This is a genomic window from Borborobacter xinjiangensis, assembly GCF_047739745.1.
GTDB lineage: Bacteria > Pseudomonadota > Alphaproteobacteria > Rhizobiales > Rhizobiaceae > Pseudaminobacter.
Genome location: NZ_JBLLVA010000004.1, coordinates 253,847 through 273,313, shown reverse-complemented (window position 1 = coordinate 273,313; position 19,467 = coordinate 253,847). Strand labels below are relative to the sequence as shown.

Here is a 19,467-nt window from a genome sequence, read left to right as displayed (position 1 = left end):
ATGAAGATCGCCAAGGCAGGCTTTGTCAGCCCGGATCACAATTTTCGATATGGCTTCGTGGCCGTCGCCATCTCGGTCTTTGTCTTCGCCTATTCGACGCGCTTCGGTCAGGTGGCGGTGCTTGCCTACTACGCGTTGTGGCTGCCGCTGGTCCTGGTCGACTATCGCCATTCACTGGGCAACTACGCCAAATTCTACTGGATCATCGCCTTTGGGCTGCTCGCCGTCCTGTCGGTGTTCTGGTCGGCGGCACCTGGTGTCACGGCACGCGCCGGCGTGCAGTACATGTCCCATATCGTCTGCGCGCTGATTGCGGCACGCACCATGAATGTCAGGACGATGACGCTCGGCATGCTCGCCGGCATCTGCCTCGTCGTCCTCTATTCGCTGGCCTTCGGTGGGTATCATTATGATCCGATCGATGGCGGATACAGCTTCGTCGGCGCCTTCGCCTCGAAGAACCTGCTCGGCTTTTTCAGTTCGCTCGGCATCTATTTCGCCTTCGCTTGCCTGTTCATCCTGCGCGAGCGCGGAGTTTGGCGCCTTCTCGGCCTCGCCTGCATCGGGCTCTCGGGCTATGCGCTGATCGCCTCGCAGTCGGCAACCTCGATCATCGCGACGGCCGGTACGCTGGGGCTGATGATCGGGCTCAGCGTCATTTTCCTGTTTGCGCCGCGAACGAGGAAGGCACTGCTGCTGGCCGGCCTGCTTCTTGGGCTCGGCCTTGCCTTTGTAGGACTCAATTTCGGGGGCGTCGATCTTCTGCTCGGTGCCTTCGGCAAGGATGCAACCTTGACCGGGCGCACTTATCTTTGGGCTGAAGGTCTGGAGGCGGCCCGACAATCGCCGATTTTCGGCGTCGGCTACCAGGCCTATTGGGTACAGGGTTTTTCGGAGGCCGAGCGGCTCTGGGAAGAGTTCTATATCGGCTCGCGCAGCGGCTTCCATTTCCACAACACCTATATCGAGGTGCTGGTTGAACTAGGCTTCGTCGGCCTTGCATTGCTTACGCTTATCGTCGTCCGCGTTCCCGTCGGCCATCTGATGCGCATCCTCGACGATCGCGACGATCGCGCCTCGCACATCATGTTCGGCATCGCTGCGATGCTTCTGTTGCGCTCCTTCTTCGAGGTCGACGTGATCCACCCCTACGCGATCGGATCGTTCATGCTCTACTATGCGGCCGGGCTCCTTGCGACGTCGCAGTCGACGCGCCGCCTTGTCTCACGGCAGCACTACCAGGCCAACCACGCCTGATGAGCAGACTATACGGCATCCAGTATCTGCGCGCCTTCGCCGCCTTGGCGGTGGTCGTTTTCCATGCCGCCGAGCGCACCGGCGGGCATTTCGCCATAGGCGCTGCCGGCGTCGATGTGTTCTTCGTCGTCAGCGGCTTCATCATGTGGGTGATCTCGCAGGGCAGGCCTGTCGCGCCGCTGCGCTTTCTGCGCGAACGGCTGGAGCGCATCGCGCCGCTCTACTGGATCGCCACTTCAATTATGGTCGTTGGTGCGCTTGCCGGCCTCTTTCCGAACCTGAGGGTGACTTTCGGCCATGTGTTCGGCTCACTGTTCTTCATTCCGCACCGCTCGCCCAGCGACGGTGAAATCTGGCCCGTCCTCGTACAGGGATGGACCCTGACCTATGAGATGTTCTTCTATGCGGTCTTCGCCGGCTGCCTGCTGCTGCCCTCAAGGATGCGCTTGCCCGTTCTGGGCGTCATTTTCATCGTTCTGACGGCGATGGGCTACCTCCTGGATGCGCGCAATCCGCTTTTCCTGACCTACACCAATCCGATCATTCTGGAATTTCTGCTGGGCGCCATCATCGGCAAGCTGTGGCTGGAGGACAGGGTTCCCTCGCCCTTTGCCGGCCTCGTCCTGATCGTGGTCGCCGTTGCCGGCTTCGCCTTCGTCGGCATCACCTATCTCGGTTTCCATCCGTTCGTTTTCGGCCCGCTCGCGGCGGCGTTGCTGATCGGCGTTCTGGCGCTCGAACGCGGCGGCGCGCTCGGCCACGTTCGGGTAGTCGCCTATCTGGGCGACAGCTCCTACTCCATCTATCTGTTTCACACGATGGCGATTTCGGTCGTTGCCAAATTCGCGCCGCTCTTGGCACTCCCGTCCTCCGCGGCATTGATGATTGCCGTTCTTTCGGGCATTGCCGTGGGCATCGTCTGCTACGAGATGCTGGAGCGGCCGTTGGCTGCCGCCTTCAAGAGCCGCCGGCAAGCCCACGGTAATGGTGCGCTGCAGCCGACGGCTGAGCAGGTAGGTTAAAACCTATCCGAAAGTGTCTCCATCTCACTTGGCGGGCGGTTTTTGTCCAATGCCTGGCAGGCCCGGAATCTATCTTCGAGGGTGTTGTTCGGGGCAGGCGAAGAACGGATCATCCTTCACAAGCTGCAACAGGTTAGGTTCCATGGGGGAGCCTGCCATCTGACCTCGGAGGAAAATTTCATGGCCGGCTTCACCCAACTCTTCGTTCCAGGTCCGACCAACGTTCCGGAAACGGTTCGTCAGGCGATGAACATGCCGATGGAGGACATGCGCGCGCCTGACTACCCGACGTTCACCCGCGCCCTTTTCGCGGACCTGCAGAAGGTGTTCCGCAACGAGACCGGCCGCGCTTTCATTTTCCCGTCCTCGGGCACCGGCGCCTGGGAATCGGCGATCATCAACACGCTCAACCCCGGCGATCGCGTTCTGATGTCGCGCTTCGGCCAGTTCTCGCATCTGTGGGTCGACATGGCCGAGCGCTTCGGCCTCGATGTCGATGTCGTGGATGTCGAATGGGGCACGGGCGTGCCGGTCGAAATCTATGCCGAGAAGCTTGCGGCCGACAAGGAGCACCGCATCAAGGCGGTTTTCGTCACCCACAATGAAACGGCTACCGGTGTCACCAGCGACGTTGCTGGCGTGCGTGCCGCCCTCGATGCGGCCAAGCACCCGGCACTGCTCTTTGTCGATGGCGTTTCCTCGGTCGGCTCGATCGACTTCCGCCAGGAAGAGTGGCGCGTCGACTGCGCCGTCAGCGGCTCGCAGAAGGGCTTCATGCTGCCGCCGGGGCTCGGCTTCCTCTCGGTCAGCCAGCGTGCGCTCGATGTTGCCAAGGATGCGACCAAGAACGCCAGGTTCTATCGCTGCTATTTCTCCTTCGAGGACATGATCCGCGCCAACGACACCGGCTACTTCCCCTACACGCCGGCCGTCCAGCTGCTGCGCGGCCTGCGCGCGGCGCTCGACCTGATCGCCGAGGAAGGTCTCGACAATATTTTCGAGCGCCACAACCGTCTGGCCGAAGGCGTGCGCAAGGCGGTGGCTGCCTGGGGTCTCGACCTCTGCGCCAAGGAGCCGAAGTGGCATTCCGACACGGTCAGCGCGGTGCTCGCTCCCGAAGGCATCGACAGCAACCTCATCGTCAAGCGCGCCTATGAGCAGTACCAGACCTCTTTGGGCGTCGGCCTCAGCAAGGTCGCGGGTCGCGTCTTCCGCATCGGCCATCTCGGCTGGGTCAATGAGGTGATGATGTGCGGCGCGCTTTCGGCCACCGAAATGGCGCTGCGCGACTGTGGCGTCAAGGTTGCTCCGGGCTCCGGCGTCGGTGCGGCGCTCGAACATTACCGTCTCGCCGCCGACCAAGCGGCAATCGCCAAAGCCGCCTGACCGCATCCGGTCACGGAGGGAGGATATCCGATGAGCCACACCATTCACCATCTTCGCAAGCTGCGCCTCCAGCGCAGCGAGCTCGCCGTGCCGGGGTCGAACCCGGACATGATCCGGAAGGCCGCGGACAGCGCCGCCGACTACATCTTCCTCGATATCGAGGATGCGGTCGCCCCGCCTGACAAGGACAAGGCGAGGAAGAACATCGTCGAAGCCCTGAACGACATCGACTGGCGCGCCAAGGGCAAGACCATTTCCGTTCGCATCAACGGCCTCGATACGCACTACATGTATCGCGACGTCGTCGACATCATGGAGCAGGCAGGCGATCGCCTCGACACCATACTGGTGCCCAAGGTCGGCGTGCCGGCCGACCTCTACATGGTCGAGGCCATGGTCAACCAGATCGAGATGGCCAAGGGCTACCAGACCCGCGTCGGCCTCGAGGCGCTGATCGAGACCGCGCTCGGCATGGCAAATGTCGAGGCCATCGCCGCCTATGGCGGCAGGCTGGAGGCGCTTCACTTCGGCGTCGCCGACTACGCGGCGAGCTGCAAGGCGCGCACCGTCAATATCGGCGGCCTCAACCCCGATTATCCGGGCGATCAATGGCATGCGGCGCTGTCGCGCATGACGGTTGCCTGCCGCGCCTATGGCCTCAGGGCCGTGGACGGCCCGTTCGGTGACTTTTCCGATCCCGATGGCTACACTGCCGCGGCCAAGCGCGCCGCCGCACTCGGCATCGAGGGCAAGTGGGCGATCCATCCCTCGCAGATCGATCTCGCCAATGCCGTGTTTTCCCCGCCCGAAAAGGAGGTCACCCGAGCGCGCAGGATCATCGAGGTGCTGAAGGAAGCCGAGGAACAGGGCAAGGGAGCGGCTGCCCTCGACGGCAAGATGATCGACGCCGCATCCGAGCGCATGGCCCGTAATGTGCTGGTGATGCACGATGCAATCGAGCGGTCACGCGCCGCCGTAGCGAACTGAAGCGGAGGTTCTAAATGGATATCCACGAGTATCAGGCGAAAGAACTTCTCTCGCGCAATTCGGTCCAGATTCCGCGCGGCGGACTGGCCTACAGCCCCGAGCAGGCCACCTATCGCGCCAGCGAGATCGGCGGCGGCAAATGGGTGGTCAAGGCGCAGATTCATTCCGGCGCACGCGGCAAGGCCGGCGGTATCCGCGTCTGCGAGTCCGACAAGGAAGTCTCCGACGCAGCCGAAGCCATGCTCGGCCGCAAGCTGGTGACGAACCAGACCGGGCCGAAAGGAAAGCTGGTATCGCGCCTCTATATCGAAGAGACCGTCGACATCCGCCAGGAACTTTATCTGGGCATCGTGCTCGATCGTAAGTCCGAGCGCGTGATGATCGTCGCTTCGGCATCGGGTGGCATGGAGATCGAGGAGATCGCCGAGAAGGAGCCGGATTCGATCATTCGCGTCACGGTCGATCCGGGCGGCGGCATGCAGCAGTTCCAGGCGCGTGAGATCGCCTTCGGCCTTGGTCTGGAAAACAAGCTGATCGGCAAGGCGGTCGACACGTTGATGGGATGCTACCGCGTATTCCGCGACTATGACGCGACCATGCTGGAGATCAATCCGCTGGTGGTGACCGGCGACGGCAATCTGATCGCGCTCGATGCCAAGATGTCGTTCGACGAGAATGCACTGTTCCGCCGCCCGGAAATTTCCGAGCTGCGCGACAAGTCGCAGGAAGATCCGCGCGAGACATTCGCCAGCGACCGCGGCCTTTCCTATGTCGGCCTCGACGGCGATATCGGCTGTATCATCAATGGCGCCGGTCTTGCGATGGCCACGATGGACATGATCAAGATCGCGGGCGGCGAGCCGGCGAACTTCCTCGACATCGGTGGCGGCGCTTCGCCCGAGCGTGTTTCCAAGGCGTTCCGGGCGGTGCTCGCCGACAAGAATGTGAAGGCGATCCTCGTCAACATCTTCGCCGGCATCAACCGTTGCGACTGGGTGGCCGAGGGCGTCGTGAAGGCAATTCGCGAAGTCGGCGTCGAGGTGCCGCTGGTGGTCCGGCTTTCGGGCACCAAGGTGGAAGAAGGCCGGCGCATCCTGGCTGAATCGGGTGAATCGGTGATCGTCGCCGAAACCCTTGCGGAAGCGGCTGACAAGGCCGTCGAGGCGCTGCGTTCCGCCTCTGGCGCAAAAGCAAGCTGAGGGAGAACAGGAATGGCAATTCTCTTGAACCGTGACACCCGGGTCATCGTACAGGGTCTGACCGGCAAGATCGGCAGCTTCCATGCCGACGATATGAAGCGCTACGGCACCAATGTGGTTGGCGGCGTCACCCCAGGCAAGGGCGGCACGACCCATCTGGGCATCCCGGTTTTCAACACCGTCAAGGGTGCGGTGCGTGAAACCGGCGCCGAAGCCACCATCGTCTTCGTCCCGCCGCCGTTCGCGGCAGACTCGATCGTCGAGGCGGCGGATGCCGGGATCAAGCTGTGCGTCTGCATCACCGACGGCATTCCGGCGCAGGACATGATGCGGGTCAAGCGCTATATGCGCCGCTACCGCTTCGAAGACCGCATGCGGCTTGTCGGCCCCAACTGCGCCGGCGTCATCACTCCCGGCCAAGCCAGCATGGGCATCATGCCCGGAAGCATCTACCTGCCGGGAAGGGTGGGCATCGTCGGCCGCTCGGGAACGCTCGGCTACGAGGCCGCCTCGCAGATGAAGGCGCTCGGCATCGGCGTGTCGACCAGCGTCGGCATCGGTGGCGACCCGATCAATGGCTCTTCCTTCCGCGACATCCTCGAACTGTTCGAGAAGGACGACGAGACAGATGCGGTCGTGATGATCGGCGAGATCGGCGGACCGCAGGAAGCCGAGGCCGCCGCCTGGGCGCAGGAGAACATGAAGAAGCCGCTTATTGCCTACATCGCCGGTTTGTCGGCGCCGAAGGGCAAGCGGATGGGTCATGCCGGCGCCATTATCTCGGCCTTCGGCGAGTCGGCGCAGGAAAAGGTTGAGATCCTACGCGATGCAGGCGTCACCATCGTGCCGACGCCAGCCTCCTTTGGTCCGGTGGTCGCCGGTGTGCTTGCCGAACGCAAGCGGGCCGCCTAATAGTCGCAAACCTGATCGGGTGGTCGGCGGGTCAGCCGGCCACCCATTCCAGCGATAGGGAAAGTTGATGAAACCACGCGTAGTCGTGACACGGCGTTGGCCGGCCGCCGTGGAGCGGATTCTTGTCGAACGGTTCGACGCCACGCTCAATACGAACGATGTCCCGCTTGGCCAGGACCAGATCAAGGCGGCGTTTCGGGATTTCGACGCCATCCTGCCAACCGTCAGCGACAAGCTTCCGCGCGATGTGTTTCCCGATTCGGATAGCCGCACCAGGCTGATCGCCAATTACGGCGTCGGCTTCAGCCACATCGACATCGATGCCGCGCGCGAGCGCGACATCGTGGTAACCAACACGCCTGGCGTGCTGACCGACTGCACGGCCGATATCGCCATGAGCCTGTTGCTTTCGGTGGCACGCAGGACCGGCGAGGGCGAGCGGCAATTGCGCGCCGGTGAATGGAAGGGCTGGTGCCCCACCCACATGATCGGCACCAAGGTCTCGGGCAAGACGCTCGGCATCGTCGGCATGGGCCGCATCGGCAAGGCGATGGCGCAGCGCGCTCATTTCGGCTTCGGAATGAAGATCGTCTTCCACAACCGCTCCCGCGTCGATGACGAAGAAACGCGTGCCATGGGCGCCACCCAGCTCGCAACGGTCGAGGACGTTCTGGCGCAGGCGGATTTCGTATCGCTGCACTGCCCCGGCGGGGCGGAGAACCGTCATCTCATCAACGCTTCGCGGCTTGCCGCGATGAAGCCCGGCGCATTCCTCATCAATACGGCGCGCGGCGACGTAGTTGACGAGCAGGCGCTGATCACCGCGCTGAAAGATCGCCTTATCGCCGGTGCCGGCCTTGATGTTTTCGCCGAGGAGCCGAAGGTACCCGAGGCATTGACGCGTCTGGAGAACGTCGTGCTGCTGCCGCATCTCGGAAGCGCGACCGAGGAAACCCGCGTCGCGATGGGCATGAAGGCGGTAGACAACCTGACCGCCTTCTTCGAGGGACGGACCGTACCGGACCGCGTCGTGTAATGGTGCCCGATCGCTCGGCCGCCTCGCTGACCAAGTTGCGGGCGGATGCAATCGCGCTGTTTCGCGAAGGTGTCGCTGCGGCCGATCCCGGGCAGGCGGTCGCGGACGCTCTTGAACAACGCAAGGCAGCGATTGCTGCGGCCAGTCGGGTCATCCTGGTTGCTTTCGGCAAGGCGGCATGCCCGATGGCTCGAGCCGCGTTGCCCTTCGTCAAGGACCGTCTTGCCGCCGCATGCGTCCTGACCAATCACGAGAATGTGGTCGATATCGACGGCGTCGAGGTGATCGGCGGCGGGCATCCGATACCGGATGCAGGCAGCATTGCCGGCGCGCGAAAAATCGAGGATGCGGTCAGGTCCGCGCGGCCCGACGACCTGGTTCTGGTGCTCGTCAGCGGCGGCGGCTCGGCCCTGCTCTGCGCGCCGGCCGAGGGGCTGGATCTGTCCGACAAGATCGCGCTCAACGATGCACTGATACGCTGCGGCGCCGATATCGGCGAAATCAACTCGGTGCGGCGGCTGTTCTCGCGGCTTAAGGGCGGGCGGCTGGCGCGACTGGCGCCGCAGTCCAGGATGGTGTCGCTCATCCTGTCGGACGTGCCGGGCGACGATCTCGCCACGATCGCCAGCGGACCGACGGCGAGGCCGCTGGTCGGAGCGCAACAGGCCGCTGCCGTGCTGCAGCGATATGACCTGCTGGCAGGCTTGCCGCAAGCCATGCGCGCCCATCTCGACCGGCAGAGGGACCGCGACGAAATGGATCCCAGCGCCTTCGATCATGTCGAGAACCTGGTGATCGGCAGCAATCGGCTCAGCCTGCAGAAGATGATGGGCAAGGCGCGGGCCATCAGCCCAACGGTGATGCATGTCGACGAATGGCTGGAAGGCGACGTTTCAGCGGTTGCCGAAAGGCTGCACAACCTCGCGTCCGACGCCGCCGGTCAGACGGGTCCCATAGTGGTGGTTTCCGGTGGCGAGCCGACAGTCAAGGTGACCGGGACGGGCAAGGGCGGCCGCAACCAGGAGCTTGCCCTGCGGTTTGCGCTTCTGAACGAGCAAAAGCCGATCGACCGTGCCTGGGTGTTTCTGAGCGGTGGAACCGACGGGCGCGATGGCCCGACCGATGCAGCCGGTGCGGTGGTCGACGCCGGCTCTCCTGCCTTGATGCGGCAACAAGGCTGCGATCCGATCGCGCATTTGGCAAACAACGACGCTTACCATGCGCTGGCGTCTTCAGGTGACCTGCTGATCACCGGCGCCACCGGCACCAATGTCGCCGACATCCAGATCGTGCTGATGCAGTAGATGGAGGATGGGGCGCCTCGCCCTCTGAATCTTACGAGTTCGGCTGCGCGCCGCGCTTCTTCTCGCTCGCATAGAGCGCGACCGCCATGGCGCGATTGCGCACGTCGAGCTTGTCGTAGAGATTCTTCAGGTGATACTTGACCGTGTTCTCCGATATTCCCGTCCGGGTCGCGATCTGCAGATTGGTCCAGCCGTCGGCCAGCGCCGCCAGAAGCTCACGCTCGCGCGTCGTCAGTTTGGAGAGCGGCGTTTCATTTATCTTGGAGACATCGATAAAGGGGATGCACATGCGGCCGTGCGCCACCGCCAGCAGGGTGTCGAACAGGATGCAGGGATCATCGACTTGATAACAGAACCCTTGCGCGCCGAGGCGAACGCATTGCTTGAGGATGCCGACATCATGGTCGTTGGAGAAGATGACGACCCTGACGTTGAGACGCCGCCGCTGAAGCTCGGATAGAACCTCGCCGGCATCCATGTCGAACAGTTCCCAGCCGAGGATCGCGACATCGAAGGCCGGCTCCGTTCTGGTAATCGCCTCGATGAAGGCCTCGCCGCTCTGGACACCTTCGGCGAACTGGAACCGGTCGTCGCGCGAAAGCATATCGCGAAGCGCGGTGATGACCAGCGGATTGCGTTCCCCTACCAGTACATTGAGTTTCGTTTCGCCACTCATTGAGGTCGTATCAATCCCGACACCTCGACGTAGATTATCCATATAGAATTCATTCGCTTTTGTCCGCCCCCACGCAGCAACCTGCATCGCACCGGACCCACCTTGAAATCAAGGCAGGCCCGACACGATCATATTAGCAGTTCAAGCGGGATGCGGGCAGAAAACCGCCCGCGCCTTTAGTCGTAGATCGGGAAACGCTTCACCAGGGTGCCGACCTCTTCGCGGACGGCTGCTTCGACGGCTGCGTTTCCGGCCTCGCCATTCGCGGCCAGCCCGTCGATCACCTTCATGGTCAGTTGCCCGACCTGGCGGAATTCTTCCGCCAGGAAACCGCGCGTGGTGCAAGCCGGCGTGCCGAGCCGGATGCCGGATGTGACGGCGGGGCTCTGCGGATCGAAGGGAATGCCGTTCTTGTTGCACGTGATGTGAGCACGGCCGAGCGCGGCCTCAACCGCCTTGCCCGTAAGCTCCTTGCGACGCAGGTCCACCAGCATCACATGCGTGTCGGTTCCACCGGACACGATATCGACGCCGCCCGCGGCGAGCGTTTCGGCCAGCGCCTTGGCATTGGCGACGACATTCTGCGCGTAGAGCTTGAATTCGGGCGTCAATGCTTCCCCGAACGCGACCGCCTTTCCGGCGATCACATGCATGAGCGGGCCGCCCTGGAGGCCCGGGAACACCGCCGAATTGATCTTCTTGCCGATCTCCTCGTCGTTGGAGAGCACCATGCCGCCACGCGGACCGCGCAGCGTCTTGTGCGTGGTCGTGGTCACGACATGGGCATGGTCGAGCGGATTGGGATGCACGCCGCCCGCCACAAGGCCGGCGAAATGGGCCATGTCGACGAAAAGCTTGGCGCCGACCTCGTCGCAGATCTCGCGAAACGCCTTGAAATCGATGATACGCGGATAGGCCGACCCACCGGCGAGGATCACCTTCGGACGATGCTTGCGCGCCAGATCGCGCACCTCGTCGAGGTCGATGCGGTGGTCGTCTGGCTTGACGCCGTAGGGAACGATGTTGAACCACTTGCCCGACTGGTTGACCGGCGAGCCGTGGGTAAGGTGGCCGCCGGCTGCGAGGTTGAGGCCCATGAAGGTATCGCCCGGCTGCATCAGCGCCATGAATACCGCCTGGTTCGCCTGGCTCCCGGAGTTCGGCTGGACATTGACGAAGGAGCAGTTGAACAGCGACTTGGCGCGGTCGCGCGCGAGGTCCTCGATCTCGTCGACATGCTGGCAGCCGCCATAGTAGCGGCGACCGGGGTAGCCTTCGGCATATTTGTTGGTGAGCACCGAGCCTTGGGCTTCAAGCACTGCCTTGGAGACGATGTTTTCCGAGGCGATCAGCTCGATCTCGTCGCGCTGCCGCGTCAGTTCGCGCTTCATCGCCTCACTGACGGCCGGGTCGGACTGGGCTACGCCGGTACGGAAGAAGCGGTTGAGGGCGCCGGTATCGGCTCTTGCGGGAATGTTCATGCGGTTCCTCCTTTTCGGCGTTGGCGAACGCCATCCAATAATTTCATCCGGTCCACCCGAGACCGGCGGATATGCAGTTGATCGAAAGCAGAAGCGCGTTGATCGCCCGCTTCGGACGCGAGGTTGCCGCATCCTGCGCACGGACTTCGCGCAGAAGCTGCACCTGCAGCCGGTGAATGCTGTCCATCTGCGGCCGGATGCGGTCAAAATGACGCTTGAACGCTGGAAAACGCTCGGAGAGGTCGGTTCCGCCGGTAACCTCGCGGATCATCCTGCAGGTCAATTCGTATTCCGCGGCGATCTTGCGGTAGATGCGCTCGCCGGCTTCGCGATCGTGGACCAGTCCAGCATAGAGCTGGCCGACTTCCATATCGGCTTGGTAAAGCGTCTTGTCGACCTCGTCGATGACCAGCCGGAAGAAGCGCGAGCGTTCGAACATCTGGCGCAGCAGGTCGATGCCCTGTTCGCCGCGCACGGTAACGAACGAATTCAGCGCACTGCCTATTCCGTACCATCCGGTGAGGAGATGACGGTTCTGGCTCCACGCGAACACCCAGGGGATAGCGCGCAGGTCGGCTATGTCGCGCGCTCCGAACCGGCGCGCCGGACGGGAGCCGATCTTCAGCAGCGCCAACTCCTCGACCGGGCTTGCCTGGTTGAAATAGTCGATGAAACCGGGCTCGTTGATCAGTCCGCAATAGGACGCCTGCGACATGCCCGTGAGGGCCTCCAGCGCCTCGTTGAACTCGGGAATGTCCTTCAGCTCGACTTCATCAGGTGATTTGACGGTGTGGGCAAACACGCTCGCCGCCAGGATTTCGAGCTGGTAGAGGCCGGTTCCACGATTGGCGAATTTCGACGACACCACCTCGCCCTGCTCGGTGACGCGCATGATGCCGCCGATCGTGCCGGCCGGCTGTGCCGCTATCGCCCGACCGGTCGGCGCGCCGCCGCGGCTGACCGAGCCGCCGCGTCCATGGAAGAAGCTGATGCTGGTCTTATGCTTGTGGCCCAGATTGGTGATGCGCTTCTGCGCCTTGCTCAGTTCCCAGTTGGAGGCGAGGAAACCGCCATCCTTGTTGGAATCCGAGTAGCCTAGCATGACTTCCTGGCGGTTGTTGAAATCCCTGACCGAGCGGCGGACGACTGAAACGGCCAGCAACTGGTCGAGAATGTCCGGTGCGGCGCGCAGATCGGCGATGGTTTCGAACAGCGGCACGACCTTGAGCTTGATGGTGCCGCTTCCATCGGGCGATGTCGCCAGCCCGCAATATTGGGCAAGCACGTAGACCGCCAGAATGTCTTCGGGCGAGCGTGTCATGCTGAGCACGAAGGCACCGATCGCGCCCTCGTTCGAGCCGGAGCTTGCATCGCGTACGACGCCGAACAGGTCAAGAAGCTCGCAGGCCTCTTCCGACAGCATGCTGCGTTCGACGTCGAGCTGCTCGCCACGATTGAGGGCGCTGCGAATGCGCGCGGCCCATTGTGGCGTATCGGGCTCGATCGGCTGGGCGGGATCGGCCTTGGCGAAGAGCTCGGCCAGCACCCGATTGACGACGGTGGAGTTCTGCCGAATGTCCAGCGCCATGGTCCGGAACCCGAAGCTCTCGACCTGCCGGAGCAACGGCTTCACGAAACGCTGTGCCACCCGGCGGCCGCCGACGCGATCGAGCGCATTGGCCAACGCCACCAGGTCGGAGCGGAAAGCATCCGCTTTCGGGTAGGGAACGGCCGCGCTGTTGCCCCGCATCGCCTCCAGCCGCGCAAGCATGGCGGCGGCAAGCTGGCGCAGCGGCTCGTCTGGGTTGCGCGCGACGATCTCGGGTCCGCAGCCGCTCTTTTCGAGACCCGCCTGCAGCACGGCGTCGAATTCCTCGGGAATGTCGACGACATTGGCGCTGATGCTGAAGACCGTGATCAGCCTGCGGACCTGCTTCACATACCAGGCGATGACCGCGTTGCGGCATTCCGACAATGCGGTGGCGGTGAGATTGGCGGTCACGTTCGGATTGCCGTCGCGGTCGCCGCCGATCCATGAGGCGTAGCGCATGAACGACGGCACCTTGAGGTCGTAGTCCGGGTAATGGCGCCGCAACGCGCCTTCGACCGTTTCGTAGAGCTGCGGCGTCGCCTCGAAAATCACTTCCCGGAAGAAGTGCAGGCCCCAGGCAATCTCGCGCTCGACGGAGGGCCGTTCAAGCCGCAGCTCGCCCGTCATCCACAAAAGCTCGATCTCGCTCTGGAGGTCGCTGATGAGCAGGTCGCGCTCGCGCGGCGCCCAGCGCTGCTGCTCGAGTTCCGTGAGTTTCCGGTAGATGCGGCGATGGCTTTCGAGCACCGTCACCCGCTTGGCTTCGGTCGGATGCGCCGTCATGGTCGGGCCGACACAAAGATTGTCCAGAACGCCCTGGACGGTTTCAGCCGAATAGCCGCGGGCGGCTATCTCACCGACGACATGGGCAAATGAGCCGATCACCTCGTCGGCCCCGCCGGCCTGTTCCAGTTCGCGGCGGGCTCGCATGGCAAGGAGTTCGTTGGCTATCGCGGCAAGCTGAAACCAGATGCCTGCCGCTTGCAGCGCGGGAATGCGTCGTTCCTTGGGAAGCGCCTCGAGGTCGGTCAGGCCGATGAGCACTTTGGCGATATCGGGCTCGCGCTCACTGACGACGGACAGCAGGAGCCGGAGCAACAGGCTCCGCACGTCCTCGCGAAAACTGGTTGGTCTGCTCTCCTCCAAGCGGCACCCCATTCTTTCTCGGGCTATTGCCCGGGTTCATGCCGACTTCGTCGTTTTTGGCTGGCTCCTCACCACGGCGAGCTGACAATCTTGCCTACGAGACAGGATTTTGTGGCCGCTGAAAACGCCCGGACGGGTAAAATCACGTATCGTTCGGGTAGTGCCCGGACTTACTTCGGGGACCAGCGCAGCCGAGCGACGTGTAGGAAGGCCATGGCTGGCGGCATGAACCGCCCCCGGCGCCGCCGGAGTCTCGGTGGGCCGAAAGGGGCAGGCTTTGAGGCGTTCCCGTGCTACGGCTCTCGAATGCTGTCGTCGAGCCCGCGGATAAGCGGGTATAGGAAGTAGGAAATCACGGTGCGCCGCCCGACCTTGATTTCCGCGGTTACCGTCATGCCGGGAAGGAGCCGGACCGGCTCTCCGGGCGTGTGCAACAGCGTATCGGAAAGCAGAACACGCGCCTTGAAGTATGGAAGCGCATCCGTACCGGTGGCATTCTCCTGCGGGTCGGGAGTGAAGGCGTCGCGACTGATCGTGCGGATCGTGCCCGATGCGGTGCCGTATTTCTGGAACGGGTAGGCGTCGAATTTGAGCCGCACGCTCTCTTTCGCATTGACGCGCCCGATATCGCGAGAATTGATCGAAACTTCCGCCTCGAGCGGCACGTTCAGCGGAACGAGCGTGACGATCGGCTCGGCCTCACGCACCACCGAGCCGATGGAACGCTGCGCAAGATCGAGCACGACCGCGTCGGCCGGGGCGGTCAGGACCACCATGTCGCGGCGCAACTCCATCTTCTTCAATTCCTCACCGACGGTGTCGCGCTGGCTTCTGAGTTCGACCAACTGTTCCATCGTCGAGCGGCGAAAGTCCTCGATGAAGGCCTGGCGATCGGCTTTGAGCTTGGCGAGCGCATGCTCGGCAACGGCGGCGTTGCCTTGCAACTGCGCCAGATTGGCGTCGACGTCGAGACGCGCGTCGCGCGAGCTCAGCAGGTTGAGCAGCGAGCCGACCTGGCGCTTGTAAAGCGTCTCGCGCGCCGCTTCGATTTCGGTCAGATTTTCGCGACGGTTGAGGAGGATGGCCTCCTGGCCCTTGCTGGCCTCGATCGTCGCCGCCTGCCCGTCGATCTGCTGCTTGAAATTCTGAAGCTGTGCCATGACGTACGCGCGTCTCTGGCCAAAGAGCTGCACTTGCAACCGTTCGTCGGCGGTCTCGCCGGCAAGCTGGGAGTAGTCGGCGCCGGCAAGCTCGGCCTCTATGCGCTTCACCTGTGCGTCGAGAGCGGCGAATTTGGCGTGCTGCTGGTCAACGTCGGACTGGCTGAAAGTCGCATCCAGCGTGGCGAGCGTTTGGCCGGCATGGACGACGTCGCCATTCGCGACATCGATGGAGCGAATGATCGACGTTTCCAGCGGCTGGACGATGATGGTGGGCTGGGTAGTTATCAGCCTACCCGGTGCGACGACGATCTCGTCGATGGAGGATAGCGACGCCCAGGCGATGACCGCGGCAATCAACGCCGTCACCCCGTAGAGAGTGAGACGCGCGATCTTCGGCGGAACCCGCTCCTCCAGTTCGACGGCATCCGGCTGGAACTCCGCGATGACCGGCGGCAGCGCCCGCGTGGAGGTGATCTCGCGACCATGGCTGCGGACGGGGACAGGGCGCGTATCGCCCTTTCTTTGCGGGCGTGCGCTCATGCGACTTGCCTCGTCTGTTGGCTCCAGAGATGCCGATAGGTCATGCAGCGCGAAACGAGCTGGTCGTGACGGCCGATATCGGCGATCTTGCCCCGCTCGATGACCAGTATGGCGTCCGCATCGACCAGCGTCGACAAGCGGTGCGAGACGATGATGACCGTCCGCCCGGCGGCGATCTGGCGCAGGTTCTGCCGGATGATCGCCTCGCTGTCAGGATCGAGCGCGCTGGTCGCCTCGTCCAGAATCAACAGCTTGGGGTCGGTGATGAGGGCGCGCGCGATCGACAGCCGCTGCTTCTGCCCGCCCGAAAGGTTCGCGGCATTTTCCTCGAGGATCGTCTCAAGGCCACGTGGCAGCCGCTCGATGAACTCCTCCGCGCCGGCCAGCCGGGCGGCCGCCGCGATTTCCTCGATCGTCGCATCCGGTCTGGCGGCGGCGATATTGTCCCGCACCGTGCCTCGGAAGAGAAAGCTGTCCTGCAGCACCACGCCAATGCTCTTGCGCAGATGCACCAGGTCTATCTCGCGGCTGTCGTAGCCATCCATCCGCACCAGCCCCTGCTGGATCGGATAGAGCCCCTGGATCAGCCGCGTCACCGTGGTCTTGCCCGATCCGCTCTTGCCGACGATGCCGAAGACCGAGCCGGCAGGGATATTGAAAGAGACATTGTCGAGCGCCGGCGGCCCGTCCGGTCCATAGCGGAACGAAACATTGTCGAACTCGATCTGGCCCTTGAGCTCGGGCCTCAGCCCACGCCCGCGGCCATATTGCTCGGGTCGCTGGTTCATCACCTCGCCGAGCATCCGCACGGAAAGCGCCACTTCCTGATATTCGTGGATCATGGTGACGATCTGCACCAGAGGGCCGGAAACCCGGCCGGCCAACATGTTGAAGGCGACCAGTGCGCCGATCGTCATCGCGCCGTTGAACACGTCGAGTGCGCCAAGCGCGATGATCGCGACGCTCATCAGCTTCTCAAGCAGTCCGGTCAGCGACTGCGCGACGGTCGAAATCTTTTCGACCCTGAAGCGCACGGAGATCGACTGGGCGGAGCGATCGTCCCAGACCTTGCGCTGGCGCGGTTCCAGTGCCAGCGATTTGACCGTGGGCATGCCGTGCACGGTCTCCACGAGCAGCGCCTGCCGCTCGCCCTCGGCCTGATAGAGCGCCTGCAGGCGCCGCTGGAATGGCCCGACCAGCATCATGACGACCAGGCCGACAAGCGCGGCGAAGCCGAGCACCACCAGTGTGAGTTTGACGCTGTAGAGCAGCAGGATCGGCACGAACACCAGCAGCGACAGGCCGTCGAGCAGCGTCAGGAACAGCCGTCCGGTCAGAAATTCGCGGATGCGGCCGGTCTGCTGCATATGCTTGACGAGGACGCCGGCGGATGCCTGCTCGAACAGCGCGATCGGCAGGTTGAGGAGATGGCCGAAGGTGCGCGTCGCCACTCTTATGTCGATCTTGTTGGTGGCGTAGAGCAGAAGGTAGCGACGCAGAAAGGTGAAGGCTGCATCGAAGATCAGCGCCACCGCGATGCCGATGGTCAGTACTGTAAGTGTCGCGTAGCTTTCATGGACCAGCACCTTGTCGATGACGAGCTGGAAAAAGATCGGCGTCGCCAGGCCCAGTGCGTAGAGGACGAAGGCGGCGACCGCAACATCCGAGAACAGGCCACGCTGACGAACCAGCTCGGGGACGAACCAGCGAAAGCCGAAGGGCTGGTCCGCGTCGGAAAGGCGGAAGTTGCGCTTCACGAGCACGATCGAGCCGCGCCAGCACCTGGAAAACTGCACCTGGCTCAGGATCAGCACTTCCGGACGTTGCGCCAGTGGGTCGAGCACGCGGATCGCCTCTTCGCCGCTCTCACTGACCATCGCGCCGGCAATCACCACCCAGTTGCCGTTCTCCAGTTCCGCGAGCACCGGATACGCATCCCCAAGCTGCATGAGCGCCTTCCAGGACAGCTTTGCCTGGCGGGCGCGCAGACCTGCATCCTTTGCCATGCGCAGCAATTGCCTTGTGCCGACGGGCTTGTCCCCGATTGAATAGTCATGCACGAGCCGGTCGGGGGCGAGGTCGATGCCATGATGCCGGGCGACCAGTGCCAGGCATTGAAGACTGGTATGCGGAACGGTACTCATGGTTACGCCTGAGACAGATTGGATATTCGGTCAGTTGAAGTTCGGCGAAGCGTTTGCCGCTTGCCCGGAACTCTCGTCCGCTTCCACCCGAACCACGCCCGGCTCCGCCGCCACCGGCAGCTTTTGCACATCGGAAACGCGCCGCACCGCGCCGGCTTCCACGAGGCCGCCGAGCGCCTTCTGCATCAGGTCGACCGCGTTGGCGAAGGCATCGACAGGCATGATGATCCTCTGGCGGAAGACGGCCTTGGGGGTATTCTTCTCATCCCGCTCGGTGGCCGAGAGGCTCATCAGGTCGATCCTGACAATCGATCCGGTGACGGTGATTTCGCCGATTCCGTCGGCGTAGAGTTCTTGGGTCATCGAGGCCTCCTGTGAAAATGGGGGAAAGGATCAGGCGACATGGGCGTGTCGCCAGGGCGGGAACGGGTCGTGAAGGCTGCGGGCGAGCCCCAGGTCGACGCCGGTTTCCGCGCCGACGAGGCAGGCATCGAGCGCGGCGCGGATTTCCGCCTCCGGCAAACCTGAGCCGATGAACACCAGCTCCTGCCGGCGGTCGCCCCAGACGGAATCCCAATGTCGGTCGAGAAGGTTGCGGAACTGGGGATAGCGCGGCCAATGGATCCTGGGCACCGTGGCCCACCAGAGGCCTCGTGCCTCGGCCCGTCGCTGAGCGCCGGCAATCGACAGAAGCCCGATCCAGTCCGGACGTGTCGCCAGCCAGAAATGCCCTTTGGCCCGGATCAGGCCCCGCCATTCCCTCTCGACAAAGGCATGGAATTTGGCCGGATCGAACGGCCGGCGCGCCCGGTAGACGAAGCTCGAAATGCCGTATTCCTCGGTTTCCGGAGTATGTTCGCCCGCGCCGAACAGTTCCTTGTGCCAGAGCGGGTGCGTGGCCGCTTTTGCCTCGTCGAACAGCCCGGTATCGAGAATGGCGCCGAGTGGCAGGTGGCCGAAATCCGTTTCGATGATCCGCGCATCGCAATTGAGCGCGGCGACCACGCGGCGCACTGCGGCCCGCGTCTGGGATGTCACCTCGGAAACCTTGTTGATGACGATCACGTCGGCAAACTCGATCTGCTCGACGAGTAGGTCGACCAGCATCCGCTTGTCGTCGGCGTCGCGCATCTCGCCACGGTCGCTGAGAAAGTCGCGGCTCGAATAGTCCGCAAGAAGATTGGCGGCATCGACGACGGTTACCATCGTATCCAGCCGTGCGATGTCGCAGAGCGCGGCTCCAGCCTGATCGCGAAAGGAGAAAGTCGCGGCGACCGGTAGCGGCTCGGCGATGCCGGTGCCTTCGATCAGCAGATAGTCGAAGCGCCGCATTGCCGCCAGCCGGCGGACCTCGCTCAGAAGGTCGTCGCGCAAGGTGCAGCAGATGCAGCCATTGGTGAGTTCGACCAGCGTTTCATTGGTGCGCGAAAGATCGGCGCCGCCGTCACGCACGAGGTCGGCGTCGATGTTGATCTCGCTCATGTCGTTGACGATGACCGCCACGCGCCGCGACTCACGATTGTGCAGCACATGGTTCAGGACCGTCGTCTTGCCGGCGCCGAGAAAACCGGCAAGGACCGTCACCGGCAGGCGGTCGTCGCTTAGGATGTGAGCCCCCATGCC

Annotated in this window: 15 protein-coding genes; 8 read left to right on the top strand and 7 right to left on the bottom strand. The window is 63.3% G+C overall.

Going from position 1 to position 19,467, the window contains the following annotated elements; all coding sequences use genetic code 11:
- From ACLKMW_RS07795 to ACLKMW_RS07760, 8 genes are all read left to right on the top strand, one after another.
- A complete protein-coding gene (locus ACLKMW_RS07795; protein WP_415723842.1) occupies positions 1-1,257 on the top strand; it encodes an O-antigen ligase family protein in 1,257 nt (418 codons plus the stop codon).
- Positions 1,257-2,279 (top strand): acyltransferase family protein, encoded by a 1,023-nt coding sequence (locus tag ACLKMW_RS07790; RefSeq protein ID WP_415723841.1) that lies wholly within the window; start codon positions 1,257-1,259, stop codon positions 2,277-2,279. Before ACLKMW_RS07795 ends, ACLKMW_RS07790 begins: the two co-directional genes overlap by 1 nt.
- Positions 2,280-2,459: 180 nt before the next feature.
- The gene (locus tag ACLKMW_RS07785) at positions 2,460-3,665 is read left to right on the top strand and encodes an aminotransferase class V-fold PLP-dependent enzyme (protein ID WP_415723840.1); all 1,206 of its coding nucleotides are present in this window, start codon (positions 2,460-2,462) and stop codon (positions 3,663-3,665) included.
- Positions 3,666-3,695: 30 nt separating this feature from the next.
- A complete protein-coding gene (locus ACLKMW_RS07780) occupies positions 3,696-4,652 on the top strand; it encodes an HpcH/HpaI aldolase/citrate lyase family protein (RefSeq protein WP_415723839.1) in 957 nt (318 codons plus the stop codon).
- 14 nt (positions 4,653-4,666) lie between these two features.
- Entirely contained in the window at positions 4,667-5,851 is a 1,185-nt protein-coding gene (locus ACLKMW_RS07775; protein WP_415723838.1) for a malate--CoA ligase subunit beta, read from the top strand.
- Between the two features lie 12 nt (positions 5,852-5,863).
- The gene (gene sucD, locus ACLKMW_RS07770) at positions 5,864-6,763 is read left to right on the top strand and encodes a succinate--CoA ligase subunit alpha (protein ID WP_415723837.1); all 900 of its coding nucleotides are present in this window, start codon (positions 5,864-5,866) and stop codon (positions 6,761-6,763) included.
- 64 nt (positions 6,764-6,827) lie between these two features.
- Positions 6,828-7,799 carry a 2-hydroxyacid dehydrogenase gene (locus ACLKMW_RS07765; protein ID WP_415723836.1) on the top strand — a complete coding sequence of 324 codons (972 nt, stop codon included), beginning with the start codon at positions 6,828-6,830 and terminating at the stop codon, positions 7,797-7,799.
- Entirely contained in the window at positions 7,799-9,103 is a 1,305-nt protein-coding gene (locus ACLKMW_RS07760) for a glycerate kinase type-2 family protein (RefSeq protein ID WP_415723835.1), read from the top strand. The genes ACLKMW_RS07765 and ACLKMW_RS07760 overlap by 1 nt, the downstream gene beginning before the upstream one ends.
- 31 nt (positions 9,104-9,134) lie before the next feature.
- Here ACLKMW_RS07760 and ACLKMW_RS07755 read toward each other — a convergent pair whose 3' ends face one another.
- The 7 genes from ACLKMW_RS07755 to ACLKMW_RS07725 form a co-directional block, all read right to left on the bottom strand.
- The gene (locus tag ACLKMW_RS07755) at positions 9,135-9,779 is read right to left on the bottom strand and encodes a LuxR C-terminal-related transcriptional regulator (RefSeq protein WP_415723834.1); all 645 of its coding nucleotides are present in this window, start codon (positions 9,777-9,779) and stop codon (positions 9,135-9,137) included.
- A gap of 176 nt (positions 9,780-9,955) precedes the next feature.
- On the bottom strand, positions 9,956-11,260 hold the full coding sequence (gene glyA, locus ACLKMW_RS07750) for a serine hydroxymethyltransferase (protein WP_415723833.1): 1,305 nt from the start codon (positions 11,258-11,260) through the stop codon (positions 9,956-9,958).
- A gap of 43 nt (positions 11,261-11,303) precedes the next feature.
- The gene (locus ACLKMW_RS07745) at positions 11,304-13,949 is read right to left on the bottom strand and encodes a phosphoenolpyruvate carboxylase (protein WP_415723832.1); all 2,646 of its coding nucleotides are present in this window, start codon (positions 13,947-13,949) and stop codon (positions 11,304-11,306) included.
- Positions 13,950-14,290: 341 nt separating this feature from the next.
- Positions 14,291-15,700 carry an HlyD family type I secretion periplasmic adaptor subunit gene (locus ACLKMW_RS07740; RefSeq protein WP_415723831.1) on the bottom strand — a complete coding sequence of 470 codons (1,410 nt, stop codon included), beginning with the start codon at positions 15,698-15,700 and terminating at the stop codon, positions 14,291-14,293.
- Entirely contained in the window at positions 15,697-17,844 is a 2,148-nt protein-coding gene (locus tag ACLKMW_RS07735; RefSeq protein ID WP_415723830.1) for a peptidase domain-containing ABC transporter, read from the bottom strand. The genes ACLKMW_RS07740 and ACLKMW_RS07735 overlap by 4 nt, the downstream gene beginning before the upstream one ends.
- A 30-nt stretch (positions 17,845-17,874) precedes the next feature.
- Positions 17,875-18,207 carry a hypothetical protein gene (locus ACLKMW_RS07730; RefSeq protein WP_415723829.1) on the bottom strand — a complete coding sequence of 111 codons (333 nt, stop codon included), beginning with the start codon at positions 18,205-18,207 and terminating at the stop codon, positions 17,875-17,877.
- 30 nt (positions 18,208-18,237) lie between these two features.
- A complete protein-coding gene (locus ACLKMW_RS07725; protein WP_415723828.1) occupies positions 18,238-19,464 on the bottom strand; it encodes a GTP-binding protein in 1,227 nt (408 codons plus the stop codon).
- Between the last annotated feature and the right edge of the window lie 3 nt (positions 19,465-19,467).

Coding starts and splice junctions, on each gene's coding strand:
- ACLKMW_RS07725 (WP_415723828.1), bottom strand. CDS start 19,464: ATGGGGGCTCACATCCTAAGCGACGACCGCCTGCCGGTGACGGTCCTT.
- sucD (WP_415723837.1), top strand. CDS start 5,864: ATGGCAATTCTCTTGAACCGTGACACCCGGGTCATCGTACAGGGTCTG.
- ACLKMW_RS07790 (WP_415723841.1), top strand. CDS start 1,257: ATGAGCAGACTATACGGCATCCAGTATCTGCGCGCCTTCGCCGCCTTG.
- ACLKMW_RS07735 (WP_415723830.1), bottom strand. CDS start 17,844: ATGAGTACCGTTCCGCATACCAGTCTTCAATGCCTGGCACTGGTCGCC.
- glyA (WP_415723833.1), bottom strand. CDS start 11,260: ATGAACATTCCCGCAAGAGCCGATACCGGCGCCCTCAACCGCTTCTTC.
- ACLKMW_RS07730 (WP_415723829.1), bottom strand. CDS start 18,207: ATGACCCAAGAACTCTACGCCGACGGAATCGGCGAAATCACCGTCACC.
- ACLKMW_RS07760 (WP_415723835.1), top strand. CDS start 7,799: ATGGTGCCCGATCGCTCGGCCGCCTCGCTGACCAAGTTGCGGGCGGAT.
- ACLKMW_RS07740 (WP_415723831.1), bottom strand. CDS start 15,700: ATGAGCGCACGCCCGCAAAGAAAGGGCGATACGCGCCCTGTCCCCGTC.
- ACLKMW_RS07795 (WP_415723842.1), top strand. CDS start 1: ATGAAGATCGCCAAGGCAGGCTTTGTCAGCCCGGATCACAATTTTCGA.
- ACLKMW_RS07780 (WP_415723839.1), top strand. CDS start 3,696: ATGAGCCACACCATTCACCATCTTCGCAAGCTGCGCCTCCAGCGCAGC.
- ACLKMW_RS07775 (WP_415723838.1), top strand. CDS start 4,667: ATGGATATCCACGAGTATCAGGCGAAAGAACTTCTCTCGCGCAATTCG.
- ACLKMW_RS07785 (WP_415723840.1), top strand. CDS start 2,460: ATGGCCGGCTTCACCCAACTCTTCGTTCCAGGTCCGACCAACGTTCCG.
- ACLKMW_RS07755 (WP_415723834.1), bottom strand. CDS start 9,779: ATGAGTGGCGAAACGAAACTCAATGTACTGGTAGGGGAACGCAATCCG.